The 17,799-nt window shown below is 50.0% G+C and carries 17 protein-coding genes and 1 riboswitch; of the genes, 4 read left to right on the forward strand and 13 right to left on the reverse strand.

Features of this window, described 5'->3' with window-relative positions:
- Positions 1-87: 87 nt before the first annotated feature.
- On the reverse strand, positions 88-1,269 hold the full coding sequence (locus GGC63_RS04585) for an aminotransferase class I/II-fold pyridoxal phosphate-dependent enzyme (RefSeq protein ID WP_192701250.1): 1,182 nt from the start codon (positions 1,267-1,269) through the stop codon (positions 88-90).
- A complete protein-coding gene (metA, locus tag GGC63_RS04590) occupies positions 1,266-2,192 on the reverse strand; it encodes a homoserine O-acetyltransferase MetA (protein ID WP_192701251.1) in 927 nt (308 codons plus the stop codon). The genes GGC63_RS04585 and metA overlap by 4 nt, the downstream gene beginning before the upstream one ends.
- A 122-nt stretch (positions 2,193-2,314) precedes the next feature.
- A riboswitch (SAM riboswitch) is annotated at positions 2,315-2,457 on the reverse strand.
- A gap of 544 nt (positions 2,458-3,001) precedes the next feature.
- Here metA and corA point away from each other — a divergent pair.
- Complete coding sequence (gene corA, locus GGC63_RS04595; RefSeq protein ID WP_192701252.1) at positions 3,002-3,937, forward strand: magnesium/cobalt transporter CorA; 936 nt, start codon at positions 3,002-3,004, stop codon at positions 3,935-3,937.
- Positions 3,928-4,557 carry a universal stress protein gene (locus tag GGC63_RS04600; RefSeq protein ID WP_192701253.1) on the forward strand — a complete coding sequence of 210 codons (630 nt, stop codon included), beginning with the start codon at positions 3,928-3,930 and terminating at the stop codon, positions 4,555-4,557. The genes corA and GGC63_RS04600 overlap by 10 nt, the downstream gene beginning before the upstream one ends.
- Before the next feature lie 151 nt (positions 4,558-4,708).
- On the opposite strand, the gene GGC63_RS04605 is transcribed toward GGC63_RS04600, so the two are convergent.
- Positions 4,709-5,719, reverse strand: a complete 1,011-nt coding sequence (locus GGC63_RS04605; RefSeq protein WP_192701254.1) for an HRDC domain-containing protein — start codon at positions 5,717-5,719, stop codon at positions 4,709-4,711.
- Between the two features lie 201 nt (positions 5,720-5,920).
- On the opposite strand from GGC63_RS04605, the gene GGC63_RS04610 reads away from it, so the two are divergent.
- On the forward strand, positions 5,921-6,232 hold the full coding sequence (locus GGC63_RS04610; protein WP_079908172.1) for a hypothetical protein: 312 nt from the start codon (positions 5,921-5,923) through the stop codon (positions 6,230-6,232).
- 153 nt (positions 6,233-6,385) lie between these two features.
- Here GGC63_RS04610 and ilvD read toward each other — a convergent pair whose 3' ends face one another.
- Positions 6,386-8,071 carry a dihydroxy-acid dehydratase gene (gene ilvD / locus GGC63_RS04615; protein ID WP_079908171.1) on the reverse strand — a complete coding sequence of 562 codons (1,686 nt, stop codon included), beginning with the start codon at positions 8,069-8,071 and terminating at the stop codon, positions 6,386-6,388.
- Positions 8,072-8,277: 206 nt separating this feature from the next.
- On the opposite strand from ilvD, the gene GGC63_RS04620 reads away from it, so the two are divergent.
- Entirely contained in the window at positions 8,278-8,571 is a 294-nt protein-coding gene (locus GGC63_RS04620; RefSeq protein ID WP_079908170.1) for a DUF3055 domain-containing protein, read from the forward strand.
- 91 nt (positions 8,572-8,662) lie between these two features.
- Here GGC63_RS04620 and GGC63_RS04625 read toward each other — a convergent pair whose 3' ends face one another.
- From GGC63_RS04625 to GGC63_RS04665, 9 genes are all read right to left on the reverse strand, one after another.
- The gene (locus GGC63_RS04625) at positions 8,663-8,980 is read right to left on the reverse strand and encodes a cupin domain-containing protein (protein ID WP_079908169.1); all 318 of its coding nucleotides are present in this window, start codon (positions 8,978-8,980) and stop codon (positions 8,663-8,665) included.
- Positions 8,981-9,077: 97 nt separating this feature from the next.
- Complete coding sequence (locus GGC63_RS04630; protein WP_079908168.1) at positions 9,078-9,839, reverse strand: glycerophosphodiester phosphodiesterase family protein; 762 nt, start codon at positions 9,837-9,839, stop codon at positions 9,078-9,080.
- A gap of 33 nt (positions 9,840-9,872) precedes the next feature.
- Positions 9,873-11,165 carry an ABC transporter substrate-binding protein gene (locus tag GGC63_RS04635; protein WP_192701255.1) on the reverse strand — a complete coding sequence of 431 codons (1,293 nt, stop codon included), beginning with the start codon at positions 11,163-11,165 and terminating at the stop codon, positions 9,873-9,875.
- A gap of 26 nt (positions 11,166-11,191) precedes the next feature.
- Positions 11,192-11,965, reverse strand: coding sequence for a carbohydrate ABC transporter permease (locus GGC63_RS04640; protein WP_079908935.1), 774 nt, complete (start codon positions 11,963-11,965; stop codon positions 11,192-11,194).
- Between the two features lie 151 nt (positions 11,966-12,116).
- Positions 12,117-12,995, reverse strand: coding sequence for a carbohydrate ABC transporter permease (locus GGC63_RS04645; RefSeq protein WP_079908166.1), 879 nt, complete (start codon positions 12,993-12,995; stop codon positions 12,117-12,119).
- Positions 12,996-13,204: 209 nt separating this feature from the next.
- Positions 13,205-14,296: an alcohol dehydrogenase catalytic domain-containing protein gene (locus GGC63_RS04650; RefSeq protein WP_192701256.1), complete on the reverse strand. Its 1,092-nt coding sequence runs from the start codon at positions 14,294-14,296 to the stop codon at positions 13,205-13,207.
- 83 nt (positions 14,297-14,379) lie between these two features.
- Positions 14,380-15,141 carry a DeoR/GlpR family DNA-binding transcription regulator gene (locus tag GGC63_RS04655; protein ID WP_192701257.1) on the reverse strand — a complete coding sequence of 254 codons (762 nt, stop codon included), beginning with the start codon at positions 15,139-15,141 and terminating at the stop codon, positions 14,380-14,382.
- Positions 15,142-15,661: 520 nt separating this feature from the next.
- Positions 15,662-16,543 (reverse strand): 5'-3' exonuclease, encoded by an 882-nt coding sequence (locus tag GGC63_RS04660; RefSeq protein WP_412973844.1) that lies wholly within the window; start codon positions 16,541-16,543, stop codon positions 15,662-15,664.
- 158 nt (positions 16,544-16,701) lie between these two features.
- Positions 16,702-17,637 carry an AraC family transcriptional regulator gene (locus GGC63_RS04665; RefSeq protein WP_192701433.1) on the reverse strand — a complete coding sequence of 312 codons (936 nt, stop codon included), beginning with the start codon at positions 17,635-17,637 and terminating at the stop codon, positions 16,702-16,704.
- Positions 17,638-17,799 lie beyond the last annotated feature (162 nt).

A 17,799-nucleotide genomic window follows, 5' to 3' on the forward strand; every position in this document is an offset into this window, starting at 1 on the left:
TGAAAAGGTGCTGTCGGCATGCAAAAAGCCGATCCATGCGGAGCATGTACCGGCTTTTACTATAACTATGGCGAATAGTATAAGGGCTTAAGCTCCCTCAATTTCCGCTTGAGCCAAATCAATAGCTCTCGACAAATCCGCGATCAAATCATCTACATGCTCAATGCCTACCGAATAGCGAAGCAGACGGTCGTCTACGCCGACTTGACGGCGAATTTCTTCCGGGATATCCGCATGCGTCTGAACTGCAGGATAGGTCATCAAGGATTCAACGCCGCCCAAGCTTTCGGCGAACGCGATGAGTTGAATGTGACGCAAAATAGGCTCGATATAACGGGCATCCTTCATTTTGAAGGAGAAAATACCGGTGTTGCCGGAGGATTGTTTCTTCTGAATCTCGTAGCCCGGGTGGCTCTCCAAAGCAGGATAATAGACGGATTCCACTTGAGGATGATTCAGCAAAAACTCGGCGATCTTCGTTGCGTTATATTGATGACGCTCCATGCGGATCGCCAATGTCTTCATGCCGCGCATCAGCAGCCAGCTGTCCTGCGGATTCAGCACCGCACCGATGGAGTTATGCAGGAACGCCATTTGCTCGGACAGCTCCTTGCCTTTGGTCACGATCAGGCCTGCAAGCACGTCGTTATGCCCACCCAAATATTTGGTCGCACTGTGTATGACGATATCGGCTCCGAGCTCGATCGGACGCTGGAAGAACGGCGTCAGCAGCGTATTGTCCACGATCAACAGGATGCCCTTCTTCTTGGCCCAGCTGCATACGAGCTCGAGATCGGTAATCATCATGAGCGGATTCGTAGGCGTTTCGATCAGCACGGCCTTCGTGTTGGAGCGATAATTCGACTCCAACGCATCCAGATCATTCGTATCCACATAGGTAGCGGTGACGCCAAAACGGGACATGATCTTCTCCAGCAAACGGTAGGTTCCTCCATACAGATCCAGGGATACGATCAAATGATCGCCTTGGCTGAACAAGGCAAAAATCGTTTGCAGCGCGGCCATACCGGAGCTGCAGGCGAATCCAGCATCGCCGGACTCGAGCTCGGCAATCGCATCCTCAAGCACCTTGCGTGTCGGGCTTTTCGTGCGCGCATAGTCAAAGCCTGTGCTTTGCCCCAGCTTCGGGTGACGGAAGGCGGTCGATTGGTAGATCGGGAAGCTGACCGCTCCCGTAACCGGCTCCTCCTGAGAACCGATCTGTGCTAATCGGCTCTCTATTTTTAACGGGTTATTTTGTTCGCTCATATACAGTACTCCTCCTTGTGCAGATCAAACGGCGTCTCTTGATATACATAATAGTTCAACCAATTGGAAAACAACAGGTTCGCATGCGCTCTCCACGATACGAGCGGCGGTTTGGACGGATCGTCATTCGGGTAATAATTTTTCGGAACGGCGACCTCCATGCCCTTGTTCACGTCGCGGTCGTACTCGTATTTCAGTGTACACGCATCGTATTCTGAATGTCCGGTTACGAAAATTTGCCTGCCATCCTTCGTTCCGACAATGTATACGCCTGCCTCCGGAGATTCGGACCAAATTTCAAGCTCCGGATGCTTCTCAATATCTTCCTTGCGCACTTCGGTATGGCGGGATTGAGGCACGAAGAACAATTCATCAAAGCCGCGAAGCAGCTTCACGTTCTGGGCACTTACAATATGCGTGAACACACCGAACATTTTTTGCTCCAACGGATATTTAGGAACGCTGAAGTGGTGGTACAAGCCAGCTTGAGCCGCCCAGCATATATGCAAGGTGGACGTGACATGATCACGGCTCCAATCCATGATTTGCTTCAGCTCTTCCCAATAGTTCACATCCTCAAAATCCAGCTGCTCTACCGGCGCTCCTGTAATGATGAGCCCGTCGAATCTTTCGTTGCGCACATCATCAAAGGTTTTATAAAACTGCTCCAGATGCTCGGCGGATGTATTCTTCGACGTATGTGTCTTGGGATGCAGCAGCACGAACTCCACCTGCAGCGGGGTATTGCCGATCAGACGCAAAATTTGAGTCTCCGTCGTTTCTTTGGTAGGCATCAAATTTAATATGGCAATTCTCAACGGACGAATATCTTGGTGGAAAGCCACCGTTTCATCCATGACGAAAATGTTCTCGTTCAACAAAATTTCTTTTGCGGGTAAATGATCGGGAATTTTAATAGGCATAGGTCAATCACTCCTTTTTGATAGGTGTTACATTCATTTAAGCTTGGAAACTCCAGCAAAAAGGCACAAAAAAGGCCTTTTTCGCGCGCACGAGAAAGGCCTTGTTCATTCAACAATGTCCTCTCTCATCTCTCAGAAGCTTATCGCTTCCGCAAGATTTAGCACCGTGCACACCTACATTCGCGCCGAATAAGCGTGAATGCCGAAAGGTCTGTCGGTTGCCGGGTATCATCGGGCTAGTCCCTCCACCTGCTCTTGATAAGAGTTGCAACTTGATTTATGAAGTTGTTTATAGTCCTACTGTATACGAAAACGACGGCAACGTCAAGAAGGGAAAAATAATAACGTTTCGTAAAGCTGCCGTTCCTATTATGCCGACACCATTGCCGTGGAATCGCATAATGTAACATAGACCTGAAAAACGATGAAAATCGTTCAATTTCACCTTGATGCATAATGAATGAACAGTTATACTAGACAAGTAATTCGACAACACTAGCAAAGGGGTGCACCAAACGAATGGACGGAGACCCGAGGAGTAGTATCTGCGTTCAACAACAACTGAATATTTCGTTTGGAATGCTGACGGCTTACGCCGTTGATTTCGATGCGCCGGTTTATCCTTTGTCTGATGATCATTATAACCATAAGGCTTAGCTTTATCCTGCCCAAGTACGCAGGTAAAGGGTGCCGTCACGTGAATCAACGACGTTTCTTCCGTTTGTATTCCTCACGATCAATTGAAAGGTTTGGCCTCCGGTTCCTGTCTTAAAGGAACGGACGGCGAACTACGTGAAGGGGTGGAGCAAATGAAAGCACGTTTGGTTCAGGACGGCATTTTTACATTAATTGAAGACATTACCCAAACGATAGAACCGCCGGAGCACGGGTTTTATTGGATCGACGCCGATGTCGATGATTTGACGATTTTACAGCCCTTATTTCATCTTCATGAATTAGCGGTGGAAGATTGCTTGACGGAAGAAGAGCAGCGACCAAAGATCGAGCTGTATGACAAGCATTATTTCATTGTGGTTAACAGCATCCGGTTTGATGATGAAGAAATTTTCCTCAGATCCCTCAATATCTTTTTGGGCCAGCATTATATCATTACGGTTACGCGCCAAAAAATCAACGAGCTTCGCATCCTGAAGCCGGTGCTCTGGGAAGAGGAAGTCAACGCTCCTGACCGGTTCCTATATCATCTCATAGACCTTGTTGTCGATAACTATACGTATGTAGGTGACCGGATTGAAGTGAAGATCGAGAAGCTCGAAGAAGATATCCTCATGAATACGAAAAAATCGCATCTGAACGAGATTATCGGTCTTCGAAGTGAAATATTGTGGCTCAAAAAAGTTCTTGTTCCACAAAAAGAAGTTATCAATACGCTGAATAAAAAAGAATTGCGGCTCATTAGCGATCCGCTGAAAAAATATTTCGGAGACATCTATGAAAATGCTGTAAAAATTTCGGAAACGTTCGATACGTTCCGCGATTTGATGGGCAACTTGCGAGAGGCTTACCAGTCGAGTCTGTCGAATCGCGCCAACGAAATTATGCGCATCTTTACTGCGTTGACAACAATTTTCATGCCGCTGACGTTCATTACCGGGATTTACGGGATGAACTTCGAGCATATTCCAGGCATTCACTGGGAGTACGGCGGTGTAGCCGCTGTGATCTTTATGTTCATTATTGGCATTTCGATGTTTGTTCTGTTTCGCAAAAAGGGTTGGCTGTAACTTCATTTCGCGATTATCCTGCCTTGGCCGATGAGTTGGTCGGGGCAGGATTTTTTTACATTCTAATATCCATCATTCAAGGATTCTCAACAACCTTATCCCGTTTTACAGGGTTTATTTTATTCCTGTTTCAACCGGACAGCACCTCGTGTAATAGTAAGCATCCTGATAAAGTCGAGGTGAAGGTTATGTTCGGCAAAATATTACTGGCCTATGACGGCTCGGAAACAGCTAAAAACGCACTGGAGCAAGCTATGGAATTGAAGCTGATGCTCCCCGATTCCATCCTCGAAATTGTCCATGTGGCCCAGCTGCAAAACGTTATTGTAGGTGATGCCTTCATCACCAGCAGCGCCGTGATCCAAGATGAGCTGCATGATGCTGCGGAGGCTGTATTGGATGAAGCAAGAAGACGGATCTCTCACCTGGGTCTTGCCACAACGACCCTCTTGGAAGGCGGGACTCCCGCCCAAATGATTCTGGACTATGCAAACGACCAGCTGTTCGATCTTATCATTGTCGGAAGCCGCGGTCTCGGCACCTTTAAGGAGCTTCTTCTCGGAAGCGTCAGCTATGAGATTGTACAGCATGCCACCATACCCGTACTGGTAGTGAAATAGACTATAGTCCTGAGCTTGCCAACATCAGTTAAACCATCATCTTCGGACCCAGCCACAGCGGGGAAGCTTTAGCAAAGGTTATTCACAATACTCTTGAAGCTTCCCCATGGCCGGCAAATGAGTCCTTGGTACCTATTCGTGTATATACCGATTACCCTGCCGCCGGTTTGGCATTCTGAACCCTTCTGAATTTAATCCGCAGCAGCCGAAGCCATTCATAAATGGTATCCATCTGCTTGCTATCGAGCTCTTCCTGTTTATACAGCGTTTGAAGCACAGGCTTTAAGTACCGGTCCCCTTGAAGCTCAAAGGCCGACCAAGCCAAATGCAGCTCCTCCTCCGGAATCGGATGAAGCAGCGTCTCAATGTAAGCATCCAGCTCGTATCCATCCCGATCCAGCTCCTCGATCCACATAACAAGCTCTTTTCGCTGCAGCTTCGTTGCATCCTGAAGCATCTCCAGACTATCTCCGCGTGAAACGGCTTCCAGCAGCCTGCTTTTCATTTCCCGTTTGTGCTGCTCTGCCTGGCTTTTCCGCTCTTGCTCTCTCTGCTGCCAATTTTGAAACTCCAGCAGGTCAACCTGTTCCTCCACCCAGTGAAGCGGAAACGTCGTGCTGCGCGGATATTCCATCGTATACTGAAGCAGCTCCTCCCCGTAGAGCGCCGCTTTATTGGGCCCTAAGCCGGGAAGCTGAACAAGCTCCTCCGTCGTTTGCGGCAAAAAGGCACATATCATCCGAAGGAGACGGTTGGTTGCAATGAGAAACGGCGATTTGCCCTCCTTGCTTGCCTGCTTCAGCCTCCACTGCCTGAGCTCTTCATAGAGCTTCTCGTTAGAGTGCTCTTCGCTGTAGTAATGCAGCAGCTGCGCGTACCTGGACTTGCTTCCCAAAGTCGGGGCTTCAGCAAACCATCCGGTACCAAGCATCGGTTTGAATCCTTCCTGCTGCTTCACCAGCAGCTGTCTGCGAACGGTTAATTGCAATTCCTCCCAGCTGGGTCCTTCATACCATGTTTCCTGAATGAGCTTCCCATCCTCCTTCGTCTCCTGCCACCCGGAATACCATTGTCCTTTGCTTTCACCGACGGAAACCTGTGCGCTCCGGGCACGCCCTTCCCCTACTTGCTTTTCCATACTGTTCAGAAATAAAAGCTTCATACAATTCCTCCTTAAATCTATTATTCCAAACGCAAAAAAGCACCACTTCCTCCATAAATAACATGGAAAAAGAGGTGCTTCCTCAGCGCTTTGAAATTATTTCCATTATATCATAGACCGCGGCACAAATCAATGGCGCATAGCCCAAGTGTTGTGCAGGGCATTCTAATTAGCAAACTTCCACTAAAGGAGTGAAAGGGTATGAGTCAAGCCGAAGAACAAAAAGGCGGCTTCCTCGAAGAGGACCGGCATAAATACACGGATCTCGAGACCGTCGAATCGCAAAGAAACGATCTAACGGCCGAAGAGTTCCCTGAAGGTCCTTATGGAGCCGACCTGCATGAAGCTACATCAGAGAAAAGCTCGCCATGGCGCATTGACCAGCATCCGCCTAACACGTATACGTATGAGAACCGTGAGCTCCATGCCGGAATATCCAGAGACTATCCGGGCTCTCATCCTACCCATGCTTATGTTGACGGCGATGAGGAGCATGGCTTGCAGGAGGAATAATTGCCGACCTTCCCGAGTCTATGAGAACCATGTTTTGGTATGGAGGTTCTTAAAAAGCCTGGGATGCTAACAGGTTTGCTTTCTGAGCAATCAAAAAAGGCAGGGAGGAGAATATCCTCTCTGCCTTCATCTGATTTAGTCCAATAATATGAATTAAACCTTCATAACTCCGCCTGTGCTTGCATTGGTAACGAGCTTGGAATAACGAGCCAGATAGCCTGTCGTTACTTTTGGCTCGAAGCCTTTCCAGTTCGCTCTGCGTTTCTCGAATTCTTCGTCGGAAATTTGCAGCTGAATGGTACGATTTTCCAAATCCAGCTCGATGATATCTCCGTCTTCTACGAATGCGATAGGTCCGCCTTCAGCCGCTTCCGGAGAGATGTGACCGATACTGATACCGCGGGATGCACCCGAGAAGCGTCCGTCAGTGATAAGACCAACCTTCGCACCAAGGCCCATACCTACGATTTGGGAAGTAGGAGCCAGCATTTCCGGCATACCAGGGCCGCCCTTAGGGCCTTCATAACGGATAACGACAACGTGACCTTCTTTGACATGGCCGTTAGCAATACCATAAAGCGCATCCTCTTGGGAATCGAAGCAAATAGCAGGACCTTTATGATAGCCGCCTACGGATTTATCAACCGCACCCACTTTAATGATGGAGCCTTTTGGAGCCAGGTTACCGAATAATACAGCCAGACCGCCGCGCTCGGAGTGAGGGTTATCCAGCGGATGAATAACATCCTTGTCCAAAATCTCGCAGCCTTCTACGTTTTCGCGAAGCGTTTTGCCGGTTACGGTGATGCAGTCGCCGTTCAACGCGCCTGGTTTTTTGAGCAGTTCGTTAATGATCGCGCTCACGCCGCCGGCGTTGTGAACGTCTTCGATATGATAATCGGAAGCCGGAGCAATCTTCGCCAAGTGTGGAACACGGTTAGCGATTTCGTTGATCCGCTCGATTGGATATTCAAAGCCAGCTTCATGAGCCAAAGCCAATGTATGAAGAACTGTATTCGTGGAACCGCCCATAGCCATATCCAATGCAAAAGCATTGTCGATAGCTTCCATAGTAACGATATCACGAGGCTTAATATCTTTCTTGATCAGTTCCATCAATTGCGTAGCAGAACGTTTAACGAATTCTCTACGCTCTGGAGAGATCGCAAGAATCGTTCCGTTACCTGGAAGCGCAAGTCCAAGACCTTCTGCCAGGCAGTTCATCGAGTTGGCTGTGAACATACCGGAACATGAGCCGCAGGTAGGACAGCCGTATTGCTCGAGCTCAAGCAAGCTCTTCTCATCGATTTTGCCGACTTGGTAAGCGCCCACGCCTTCAAATACAGAGGTCAAGGAGATCGCACGGCCATCGCTGGTTCTGCCGGCTTTCATAGGTCCGCCGCTGACGAACATCGTAGGAATGTTCACGCGCAGTGCTCCCATCATCATCCCTGGTGTAATTTTGTCGCAGTTAGGAATACAGACCATACCGTCAAACCAGTGAGCAGATACTACAGTTTCAAGGGAATCTGCAATGATCTCACGGCTTGGCAGCGAGTAGCGCATACCGATGTGTCCCATGGCAATACCGTCATCTACGCCGATTGTATTAAATTCGAAAGGAACGCCGCCCGCTTCACGGATTGCATCTTTAACGATTTTACCAAATTCCTGCAGATGAACGTGACCCGGAACGATATCGATATAAGAGTTACAAACCGCGATGAACGGCTTGTCGAAATCTTCTTCCTTAACACCGGCTGCACGCAGCAAGCTGCGGTGCGGAGCACGATCGAAGCCTTTTTTAATCATGTCGCTTCTCATTTTCGGTTTGGACATATCTGGTGAGACCTCCTAGGTAAGTTTTGGCTGGTAAACAGACTTTTGTCGTTCTATCATTCTATAAATTCTATCATGTTTATGAAGAATTGAAAACGTAAAATGTTCTTATGCGAAATATTATGCTTGCCTTTTGCCCCCAGGCGTTTCTTCATGTATAATACAGGGTACAATTCGATGAAATGCGAGAACGGAGTGACGCTTACATGTCAGAACTGGATTACTTATATGATTCTACCGAGGAGACGACGACCCGCTTCGTCTGCTTTGTCGGAGAGTCCATGCGCCGCTTTGATTTGGCCATCACCAATACGAACCGTTTTTACGGCAAAAAGCTTGTAACAGACCTTCAATCCGGACGGACTGCGGTTATTGGACCGGATGATCTGGAGGAAGAAGGCTACCTGGAGCACGTATACAAAATTACGGAAGAGGAAGCTGTAGAGCTGACCCATTTCCTGTCCCAAGTCGTCGGAGCCATCAACTTCACCGATATTTAGACTTCAGCTCGAATAGAAAGACCGTCGAACAGCTGCTATCTGATACGCAGTGTCTGACGGTCTTTTTTTTGCATAGGCGCCATCCGGCATTTTACCGCTTGACCAGATCCTCGCGCACCGGGGTGAAGGAATCAAGCAGCGCGCTTGGCTCCAGCGCACGGCAGCCGTGCTTGGCTCCGCTAGGAATGAAGATGGTCTCTCCTTGCGAAATAACGTGCACAACGCCGTCTATGGTGAATTCCAGTTTTCCTTTCAGGCAGTAGGACAGCTGCTCGTGTGGATGGCTGTGCTGATACCCTTCCGCGTTCTCCTCAAAATGGACTTCCATCATCATAATGGTTTGGCCCGGCGCAAAAATTTTACGTTTCACGCCCGGCTCCGCATTTTCCCACACTCCGATATTGCTCATCCGTTAGTGCCTCCTCTGCTATTAGACGCTAATTCAGTCCTTGGTAACGTTTGCTAACATCATCTAGTATACCTGATCAGCGCCAGCTTTGGCTATCCTAACGCCCCAGCTGCTGGCGGATTCGCAAGGCGGGCTGCGGGTTGTTGACAGTCATCAGAAGGGACCCTGTGCCAAGCGCATACAGCACCTGCTGCTCCGTATCCGGGCAATAGCACCAGGGAAGAATCCCCTGCTGTTCATATTCCTGTACGCGCTGCGGAGTGAGCAGCTTCATGCTGATGCCGACCGCCCACATCTTGGATAAGGTCCCGCCGGCACCCGGCACATAATTGGACATGAGCTCCTCGGGGAAGCCCTGCGTCTTGAGCCCGTGATGGTCATGAATATGGGCCAGTACCTCGGCGTCGAAGCAAGTGAATACGCATCGGGGCAGGTACTCGTACCGCTTGAGAATCGCAATGGCTGCATCCGCCACTTCCTTCGCATCCTGGCTTGGCTTGATCTCTACATTCAACAGAATGTCCGGGTGCGATTGCATCAGCTCGCATAATTCCTCAAACGTCGGAATCTTGAGCCCCTCGAACAGGTTGCCGAACCATCCTCCTGCATCGAGCTGCTTAAGCTCCTCCAGCGTATAATCGCTTACCTTGCCCTTGCCGTTGGTCGTCCGGTCCACAGTAGCGTCATGAATGACCACCACCGCTTTGTCTTTGGAGAAGCGCAGGTCGAATTCCAGCATATCGACCCCCAGCTCAATAGCCCTTTGAAAGGAAAGCAGCGTATTCTCCGGGTAATCCGATTTCCATCCTCTATGTCCTGCTACAATGACCGATCGTTGATCTTGAAGGCGAGATATCATGGTTCTCTCCATTCCTTTCCGCATGGTATGTTTTTATTTCTTGAGCAGACGTTCCGTTTCCTTCTTGAACGTATCGAGCGTACTTTCGATATCCTTGTTGTCGTACATAATGGCTTGAATCGCTTTGAAAAACTCCTGCATATCCTGCGGCCAGGCTACATGCTTATTCGTATCGACCGCGTACTGCAGCTGATCATAGGCGACCTTGCGGTTAGGCTCTTTTTCCCACAATGCTTTCATTTGCGGCGACTCGACCATTTTTTTCGTAAACGGCAGGTAACCCGAATCCAGAATAAACTGCAGGCCTCCCTTGGGATCGGTCATCGCCCAGTTGATGAATTCCCAGGCGGCATCCTTGTTGGCGGAAGCGGACATTAATGCCAGGTTAGCTCCGCCGGTCGGAGTGGCATACACTTGATCCATCGGCAGGAATGCTGTCACATAGTCAAATTTGACATTATCCTTCAAGCTGCCGATCACACCCGTGGACTGGTACATCATGCCGATTTTTCCGCTTGTAAACATCTGATTGACGATATTGCCCGAATCCTGGGCCGGAGGATAATAGAGAGCGCCTGTATTTTGCAAATCCTTCAGAAATTTGAACGTCTTGACCCCTTCTCCGTTAGTGAAGCCTATAGAGGTGCCGGCATCATTGTAAAATTTCCCCTTGGCCTGGGAGATCATCGCTATCGGATACCATGTATCGTAAGGCATACTGAACCCGTAACGCTTAAATTCCCCGTTCTCCTTAATGACCAGTGCATTAGCCACCTTCTTCAAATCATCCCAGGTTTTCGGAATCGCGAGCCCTTTCTCGTCCAGCATCGTCTTGTTGACATGAAGAATCGGAGTGGAGCGGTTGAATGGCAGGGACACCAGCTTTTTGTTAAAAGTGGAATGGCCCATAAGCCCTTGAGGGAAATCGTCGACGTTCAGCTGCGACTTCTTCATATACGGCGTCATGTCCTCCAATACTTCCGCATCCGCAAACATTTGAACATAAGCGCGTTCAAGCATGGTGATATCGGGTCCTGTTTTGGCCGCAACCGCCTGCTGAAGCTTGGTTACCGTCTCGTCATAGGAGCCCTGGAACGTGCCCACCACTTCGATTTTGTCGTGGGTTTCATTAAACCGTTTGATCATCTCGTTGATGTAATCGCCGTTCTTCCCGCCCAGAGAGTGCCAGAACTGCACGGTTACTTTGCCTTGCGGAGCTCCCGAAGGATTAGAGGAAGCCTGCTCTGTCTTGTTATCCGAGCATCCCGCAAGAAGACCGGTCGTCATTGCCGCTGCCAGTAGCACGGCTGGAAATCTTTTGTTCATTGGAATATCCCCTTCTCTGCTCATTATTATTTGATACCGGAATGCACGAAAGCTTTGACAATCTGCTTGGATGCAAACATATACACGATGAGAATAGGAACGACCAGGACGACGTTGCCGGCCATAATGATATGCCAATTGCTGATCCCTTCCGTTTCCCTCAGCATGGCTATCCCCATCGTAAGCGGCCGGACGGATGCCGAATCGGTCATTACCAAGGGCCAGAAATAATCGTTCCAATGGCTGACGAAGCTGAACAGCGCAATCGTCGCAAGGGCCGGCATCGACATCGGGATCATGATCGAACGCATAATGCCGAGCTCACTGGCGTTATCCAGCCGTGCGGCTTCAATAAGCTCATGGGGGATCTGCATAAAATATTGACGGAGCAGGAAGATCCCGAAAGCATTGGACATGAACGGGATGATCTGGGGAAGCAGCGACTTGATAAGTCCTGCGTCCGCCAGCATCAAGTAAACCGGGATGAAGGTCACCTGCCCCGGTATCATGAACGCCAGCAAGACCATTCCGAACATCAGCGCATTTCCTTTGAACTTGTATTTGGCAAACGCATAAGCCGCCGGAATCATCACCGCCGATTGCAAGATGATAATGGAGAGCGTAATGATGATGGAGTTCTTCGCGTAGGTGGCGAACGGACCCGCGCTCATCGCCTGGACAAAGTTGATCCACTGGGGAACGGACGGAATCCAGGTCGGGGGAAACGTCAGCGTCTCCTCCAGCGTCTGTAATGCAGTCGAAATCATCCATAAGAAAGGGAAAATGAACATCAGCAGCATAAGCAGCTTCAGTAAAAAGCCAAGCGATTTTCGGAACGGCTTGATAACCGCTGCCGATCGGATACTGTAAGCTTGTGCTGTTTCTACACTTTTTTCCTGTGCGAGCACCTATTAAGCACCTCCTTGCCGCATTCGGTTGAAGCTGGGGGAATTACTGATAATGAACTCTTTTGGACAGCACCCGGAAGTAAATGAACGTCAGAATGGCGATAATTGCCATCAGCACAACCCCGGTCGCCGACGCGTAGCCGATGCTGTTGGACCTGAACTCGTATATGTAATACACGAGCGTCGTCGTGGAGCCGTTAGGTCCGCCTCCGGTCATAATTTTGACGGTGTCAAACACCTTGAACGAGCCGATGGTCATGATGACCAATATAAAGAACAGCTGTGGTGAAATAAGAGGCAGTGTAATGTTGAAAAAGACGCGGACTTTGCTGGCGTTATCCAGTTCGGCCGCCTCGTAGATTTGGGGATTGACCCCATGAAGCGCAGCGACGATAATCAGCGTGTAGTAGCCGATATTTTGCCATACGGAAACGATAATAACGGACAAGAGCGAGGTGCTCGAGCTCTGCAGCCAGGGCAGGGACGGCAGTCCGGCTGATTTCAGAAGGAAGTTGAGCACGCCGTGATTAGGCTCCATCAGCCACATCCACACAAGAGCGACCGAGACGATAGAAATAATATGGGGGGTGAAAATGCCGGCCTGCACGATTTCGTTCATACGCGACTTCCGTTTCAGGCATACGGCGATAAGCAAGGACAGGGACATCGTCAGCACAACGACGCCAACCGTATAAATGACGGTAGTCAGCAAAGCCCTGTAAAAATCCTCGCGAGAGAATATCTCGATGAAGTTATCGAGTCCGACGAATTTGCTTTTGTCCTTATTCAGCAAGTTGTATTTGTAGAAGCTTAATTTGACCAAATACAGTACCGGATAGAGGACAAACAGGATGATACCGAGCATGGCCGGTGCGACCATGACATAGGGACGTACGGATTCCCACAGCCTTTTCCTGTTCATACCGGCGGCTTCCCTCCTCTCCAACCTCGATAATGGCGAATCCTTACTCCCAAAGCAGCCAACCTCATCCCCCCTTAATGAATATGTACTCCCTTTACGAAACCTTAATGATTGCGCTTTCAAATCTTGGTTTGCTTTCCTGCTCTGCCTTTCGAGCCGTTTACTTCCCTTCGCTTCTATAGTACAATTTGTACACGACTTTCACTGTGTCACCAGTGAAAGTCGAGATAGGTTTTTTTCCAGTCCCGGTGAGCCAGAGCAGATTCCATTGCGCCAGCTAGGTCATCTGCTTTGCTCACTGCGGTGAAGCCATCCGGTACTAATCGCCTTAACGTTGCTTGGCAATCCTCCCGCTCCATCACTTGGAGCACTTCCCGAAAATCCTTGGCGGAGCTTCTGCTGCTCCCGTGAAGCGTTATGCCTTTCTCCAACACATCGCGAGTATTAACCGGAACCAGATCTTCACTAACTCCCATCGCGATAAGCTGGCCTCCCGGCTTCAAGATGTCGATCCCCTGATTAATCGCACTCTCGCTAAAACGTCCTCCTGTACATTCCACTACAATATCCACCTTGTCACCGGCGGCAAAATCATAGCCTTGGACCATTCTCGTGTCCGCGAAGCTAAACTCATCCAGCTTTTCCCGAATGGCTCCAAAAACGGTCAGACGATCTCTCTGCAGCCCGTAAGCATGATGCAGCATCGCTGCAGTCAAATAACCGACGGGGCCGTCGCCGAATACGGCCACCTTAGCCTGTGCCAGCATAGGCCGGACTCCTCGAAGCGCCCGGTACGAGACGCTGCACAGCTCCGCCAGCACCGCAATTTCATCCGGGACGTTATCCGGAATAGGAATGACACAAGGCTCCGGCAGCACCAATCTGCTCTGGGCTATGCCGTCCGTCCCGCTTCCTAGAAATTGGCCATTGGAGCAGTAATTGTCCTCGATCTCCCCTCTGCACGCCGGACAGCATTGTTCGGGCTGGAGCCCTCTAAGAAGATAACCGGGAACATAGGGTACGATGACGACTCTCTGCCCCTCATTGAGCCTCTGCGAATGGCTTCTAACGACGGTTCCTATTCCCTCGTGAAGCAGGGCCATCGGCAACTTTCTTTCCAACACCTCCGGCTTTCTTAATCCGCCGAAATAGCGGAGATCCGCATGGCAGATACTTGCGATCGTCGGTTCCACGACGACAAATCCCTCCCTAACCTCCCGTTCGATGAGCAGCTCTTGAACGGTATGGGGCTGAGTCAAGCGTAGAGTTCGCGAATGTACTTTCGCTGTTGCTGTAGCCACTTACCGAAACACCTCCATAATCATGAATCCTGTATAATATGAATTTCCGACCGGAATACCGATCAGGAAAGATTCACCTGGAGCTATACCGTAATGACATGGATTCCGGCATCCCGGAACGGTTTCACGTCATAATCCGGCACTTCGTTACCGGTGATCAAAGTATGGATGGAGCTGTTCGGTGCGACGGTGTGAAGTGAAATTTTCCCTATCTTGGTGCCGTCGGCTACGACGATAACCTCCTGGGCGGCTGCAATCATCCCTTGCTTTGCCAATACAAGCTGAGCCTCGGGATGCATTAAGCCATGCTTAGGGTGAATGGCAGGTGTTCCGAGAAACGCTTTGGATACATGAAGCGAGCGAAGCACTCGATCGGTGAACATACCGTTAAGCATGTAGCTTGAGGGGTACAATTCCCCGCCCGTCACCGTCACTCTTACCCCCGGGGCATCCCTTAGCTCCGCAGCAACATTCATATCGTTGGTAACGACGGTGATATGGTTGTGATGAACCAGGTTTTTGGCAATATGGAGTGTCGTCGTGCCGGAATCGATGATGATATGATCACCGTCTTCCACGAGACTGGCCGCCATTTTGCCGATGCGCATTTTCTGCTCAAGCTGCGCATTCGATCTTTCATTAAACGAAGGCTCGTTATGGGTCAATCCTTCAACAACGACCCCGCCTCGAGTTCGCTTCAATAGCCCCTCATGCTCGACCTCGGCCAGATCTCTTCGGATTGTGGCTTCATGCACGCCGAACTCCTGCGCCAGCGCCGCAACCGAAGCCGCCTGATACTGCCTCACATATTCCACGATTTTTCGCTTTCTCTCGGCAGCCAGCAATCGATCTCCCCCTTCACACCCACGAAACAAGCATTGATGCGCATTTATATGCTTATTTATGCTTGTTTTTGTAACTTTAGATTACATTGCCAAAATACGTTTTGTCAATACATTTTCCCTAGTTCCTTAGCCTCATATCTTATGTTTTTATTATTAAGGCTATATGAATGGTCCATTATCGGATTTACAAAGGCCAATGACCTGGAAATCCCCCTGCGGGAGCCTGTGTGAAATCAAGCTCATTTTTGCTTGTTTCATGGCATACTGTCGTATTCATATGAACAAAAGGCGCAAACCAGCGTCAACATGCACTCCTCTATGCGCGCTTATGGTTCATAATCCTACCGTCGAAATATAAATTAACCCCACAAAGTGGGGCCTTGGCTTCGAAGCTGATTCAGGTACTTTGCGGGGAGTCCCGAAATTTATAAATTTAAAAAAGCCTCTATCCTCCATATTCCATGGAAGATGAGGCCTTAAAGAAACGGCTGCATGTATAAGTTCATTATGTAAAATGATTTCAATCAAGCAATTTGGATAATCCCTTAAACTCCAGCTCTTCGAACTTCGCAATAACCCGGCCGCGGTCTACCTCCCAGCTGGCTGCCGCCAGCTCGCACATGACCGGCACATCCGTACGTATACGCGCCAAATCGCGGGATAGATGCAGCATTTCAAGCTCTGCTTCAATTTTGGCGCGAACCCCTTTGGGCAGAAGGGGCAAATTCCCGATAATGCCTTCCACGGAGCCGTGCTCCTGCAGCAGCTTGAGCGCGGTTTTCTCTCCAATCCCTTTCACGCCGGGATAGTTGTCGGCGGTATCGCCCATCAAGCCCTTCAGGTCGATAAACTGCTCAGGCGTCAGCTGCTTCTCCTCCATCAGCGTTTCCGGGCTGTAGACGGCGTAATTGCCCTGCCCTTTCTTCATGATGACCACCTTCACCCGCTCCTGCAGCAGCTGAAGCATATCATGGTCGCCCGTCAAAATATACACATCGTTCTCCATGCTGTATGTACGCGCTAATGTCCCGATACAATCGTCCGCCTCATAGCCGTTCAATCCGACATTAGGTACGCCGAAGCTCTCAACGACGTCTTTTACGAGATCAAACTGTGGGATCAGTTCTTCCGGACAGTCGGCACGGTTCGCCTTGTAGTCCGAAAATTTCTCCGTACGGAACGTTTTGCCGCCCATATCCCAGCAGCAGATGACATGAGTCGGTTTAAAGGTCTGTACGGCATCCCAAAAGTATTTGACGAAGCCAAATACCGCATTCGTCGGCATTCCGCCGCTTGTTTTCATAATGTAGCCGCTGTAGGAGGTCGCGTAGAAGGCGCGAAACAATAGCGCCATGCCGTCGACCAGCAGGACGGATTGCGGCTGTTCTTCATATGGATTCAATATCATCTCTCCCAAAGCCATTTTGACTTCTATTATACCATGGCAACGGCTAGCTGGGGGGAGATGGTCTAATTTGCCTCATACCCAAATAACGAAGCAGCATGAAAAAGACCGCAACCTGGTTTTCACAGATCACGGCCTCCACCCTCGGCTCCATCTCAGGATAACGTGGCCGCAACCTGATGCTGCTGCCGGTACTGCATGGGAGTGATGCCGAATTTCTTTTTGAACACATAATGCAAATAATTGGAGCTGGAGAAACCGTTGCGAAAAGCGATCTGATCGATCGTCTCCGTGCTTAAGCTGAGCTCGCTGCAAATATGGGTGAGCCTCAGCTGCTCGATATATTCGCTGAACGTCGACCCCGTATGCTCCCGAAAAATTCGCTGCAGCTGCCTCGAGCTGATCTGCACCCTCTCAGCCACAATGTCCAGCGTTAAAGGCTCCATATAATTGTCGTTGATGAATTGAACGGCAAGCTGATACCGGTAATGCTTCATATCGCGGGAAGGCAAATCCGGCTGGGGAACCGAAGCGTAGGTACGCGCCGTGCGCAGCAAAATTTGGATGATGGACTGCTTCAGCACCGTGAACAGCCCCGGCTGATTCTCATACCATGCCCTGTACGCGGTCAAGAAGCAGTCCATCGCCCGAAACTGGTCTGCTGCCGGTCTGGCGGGGAGCGACTGAATCTGCTGAATACACGCTTCTGCCTCGGCAATCTCCCATTTCCGGCCCCAATCCTTCGAATTTGCGCTGCCCTCGGCAGCATCGGTCTCCTCATCCAGCTTAACGATATCAATATGAAGGCACAGCTCATCCATGGCCTCCACGGCATCGGCCTCCTGATAATGCAGCACATTCGGCCCAGTCAAGTACAGCATGCCTTCCTGCAGCGCATACGGGACCTCGCCCAGAATCACCTTGCCCTTCCCGCGCGGAATATAGTGAAATTCATAATCGGAATGCTTATGAAAGCTGACGGATCTTCCCGCCGGGAAGCTGGTATGATGAAAGCGCAGCATACGGATCCCGTAGTGGCCCCAGCGAAATTCAAGATCAAGCCGGTCCAGCGCATACGGCTGGCCGAGCATCAGTTCGAAAGCATATGGCTTGGACGTTGTCCTGTTCGAGCATTCCAATGAATGGGTCACCTCCGCAGCTGTTAGGGCGGCATTGGCCCTGTGGTGGACTATAAAAACCCGGGATAGGCAGGGAACGGCACTCCAGACTGTGTCAGCCCTCCCTGCCTTCCT

Source organism: Paenibacillus sp. OAS669, assembly GCF_014873645.1.
Classification (GTDB): domain Bacteria; phylum Bacillota; class Bacilli; order Paenibacillales; family NBRC-103111; genus Paenibacillus_S; species Paenibacillus_S vulneris.

Coding starts and splice junctions, on each gene's coding strand:
- GGC63_RS04585 (WP_192701250.1), bottom strand. CDS start 1,269: ATGAGCGAACAAAATAACCCGTTAAAAATAGAGAGCCGATTAGCACAG.
- metA (WP_192701251.1), bottom strand. CDS start 2,192: ATGCCTATTAAAATTCCCGATCATTTACCCGCAAAAGAAATTTTGTTG.
- corA (WP_192701252.1), top strand. CDS start 3,002: ATGAAAGCACGTTTGGTTCAGGACGGCATTTTTACATTAATTGAAGAC.
- GGC63_RS04605 (WP_192701254.1), bottom strand. CDS start 5,719: ATGAAGCTTTTATTTCTGAACAGTATGGAAAAGCAAGTAGGGGAAGGG.
- GGC63_RS04610 (WP_079908172.1), top strand. CDS start 5,921: ATGAGTCAAGCCGAAGAACAAAAAGGCGGCTTCCTCGAAGAGGACCGG.
- ilvD (WP_079908171.1), bottom strand. CDS start 8,071: ATGTCCAAACCGAAAATGAGAAGCGACATGATTAAAAAAGGCTTCGAT.
- GGC63_RS04620 (WP_079908170.1), top strand. CDS start 8,278: ATGTCAGAACTGGATTACTTATATGATTCTACCGAGGAGACGACGACC.
- GGC63_RS04625 (WP_079908169.1), bottom strand. CDS start 8,980: ATGAGCAATATCGGAGTGTGGGAAAATGCGGAGCCGGGCGTGAAACGT.
- GGC63_RS04630 (WP_079908168.1), bottom strand. CDS start 9,839: ATGATATCTCGCCTTCAAGATCAACGATCGGTCATTGTAGCAGGACAT.
- GGC63_RS04635 (WP_192701255.1), bottom strand. CDS start 11,165: ATGAACAAAAGATTTCCAGCCGTGCTACTGGCAGCGGCAATGACGACC.
- GGC63_RS04640 (WP_079908935.1), bottom strand. CDS start 11,965: ATGCTGCTGATGTTCATTTTCCCTTTCTTATGGATGATTTCGACTGCA.
- GGC63_RS04645 (WP_079908166.1), bottom strand. CDS start 12,995: ATGAACAGGAAAAGGCTGTGGGAATCCGTACGTCCCTATGTCATGGTC.
- GGC63_RS04665 (WP_192701433.1), bottom strand. CDS start 17,637: ATGCTCGGCCAGCCGTATGCGCTGGACCGGCTTGATCTTGAATTTCGC.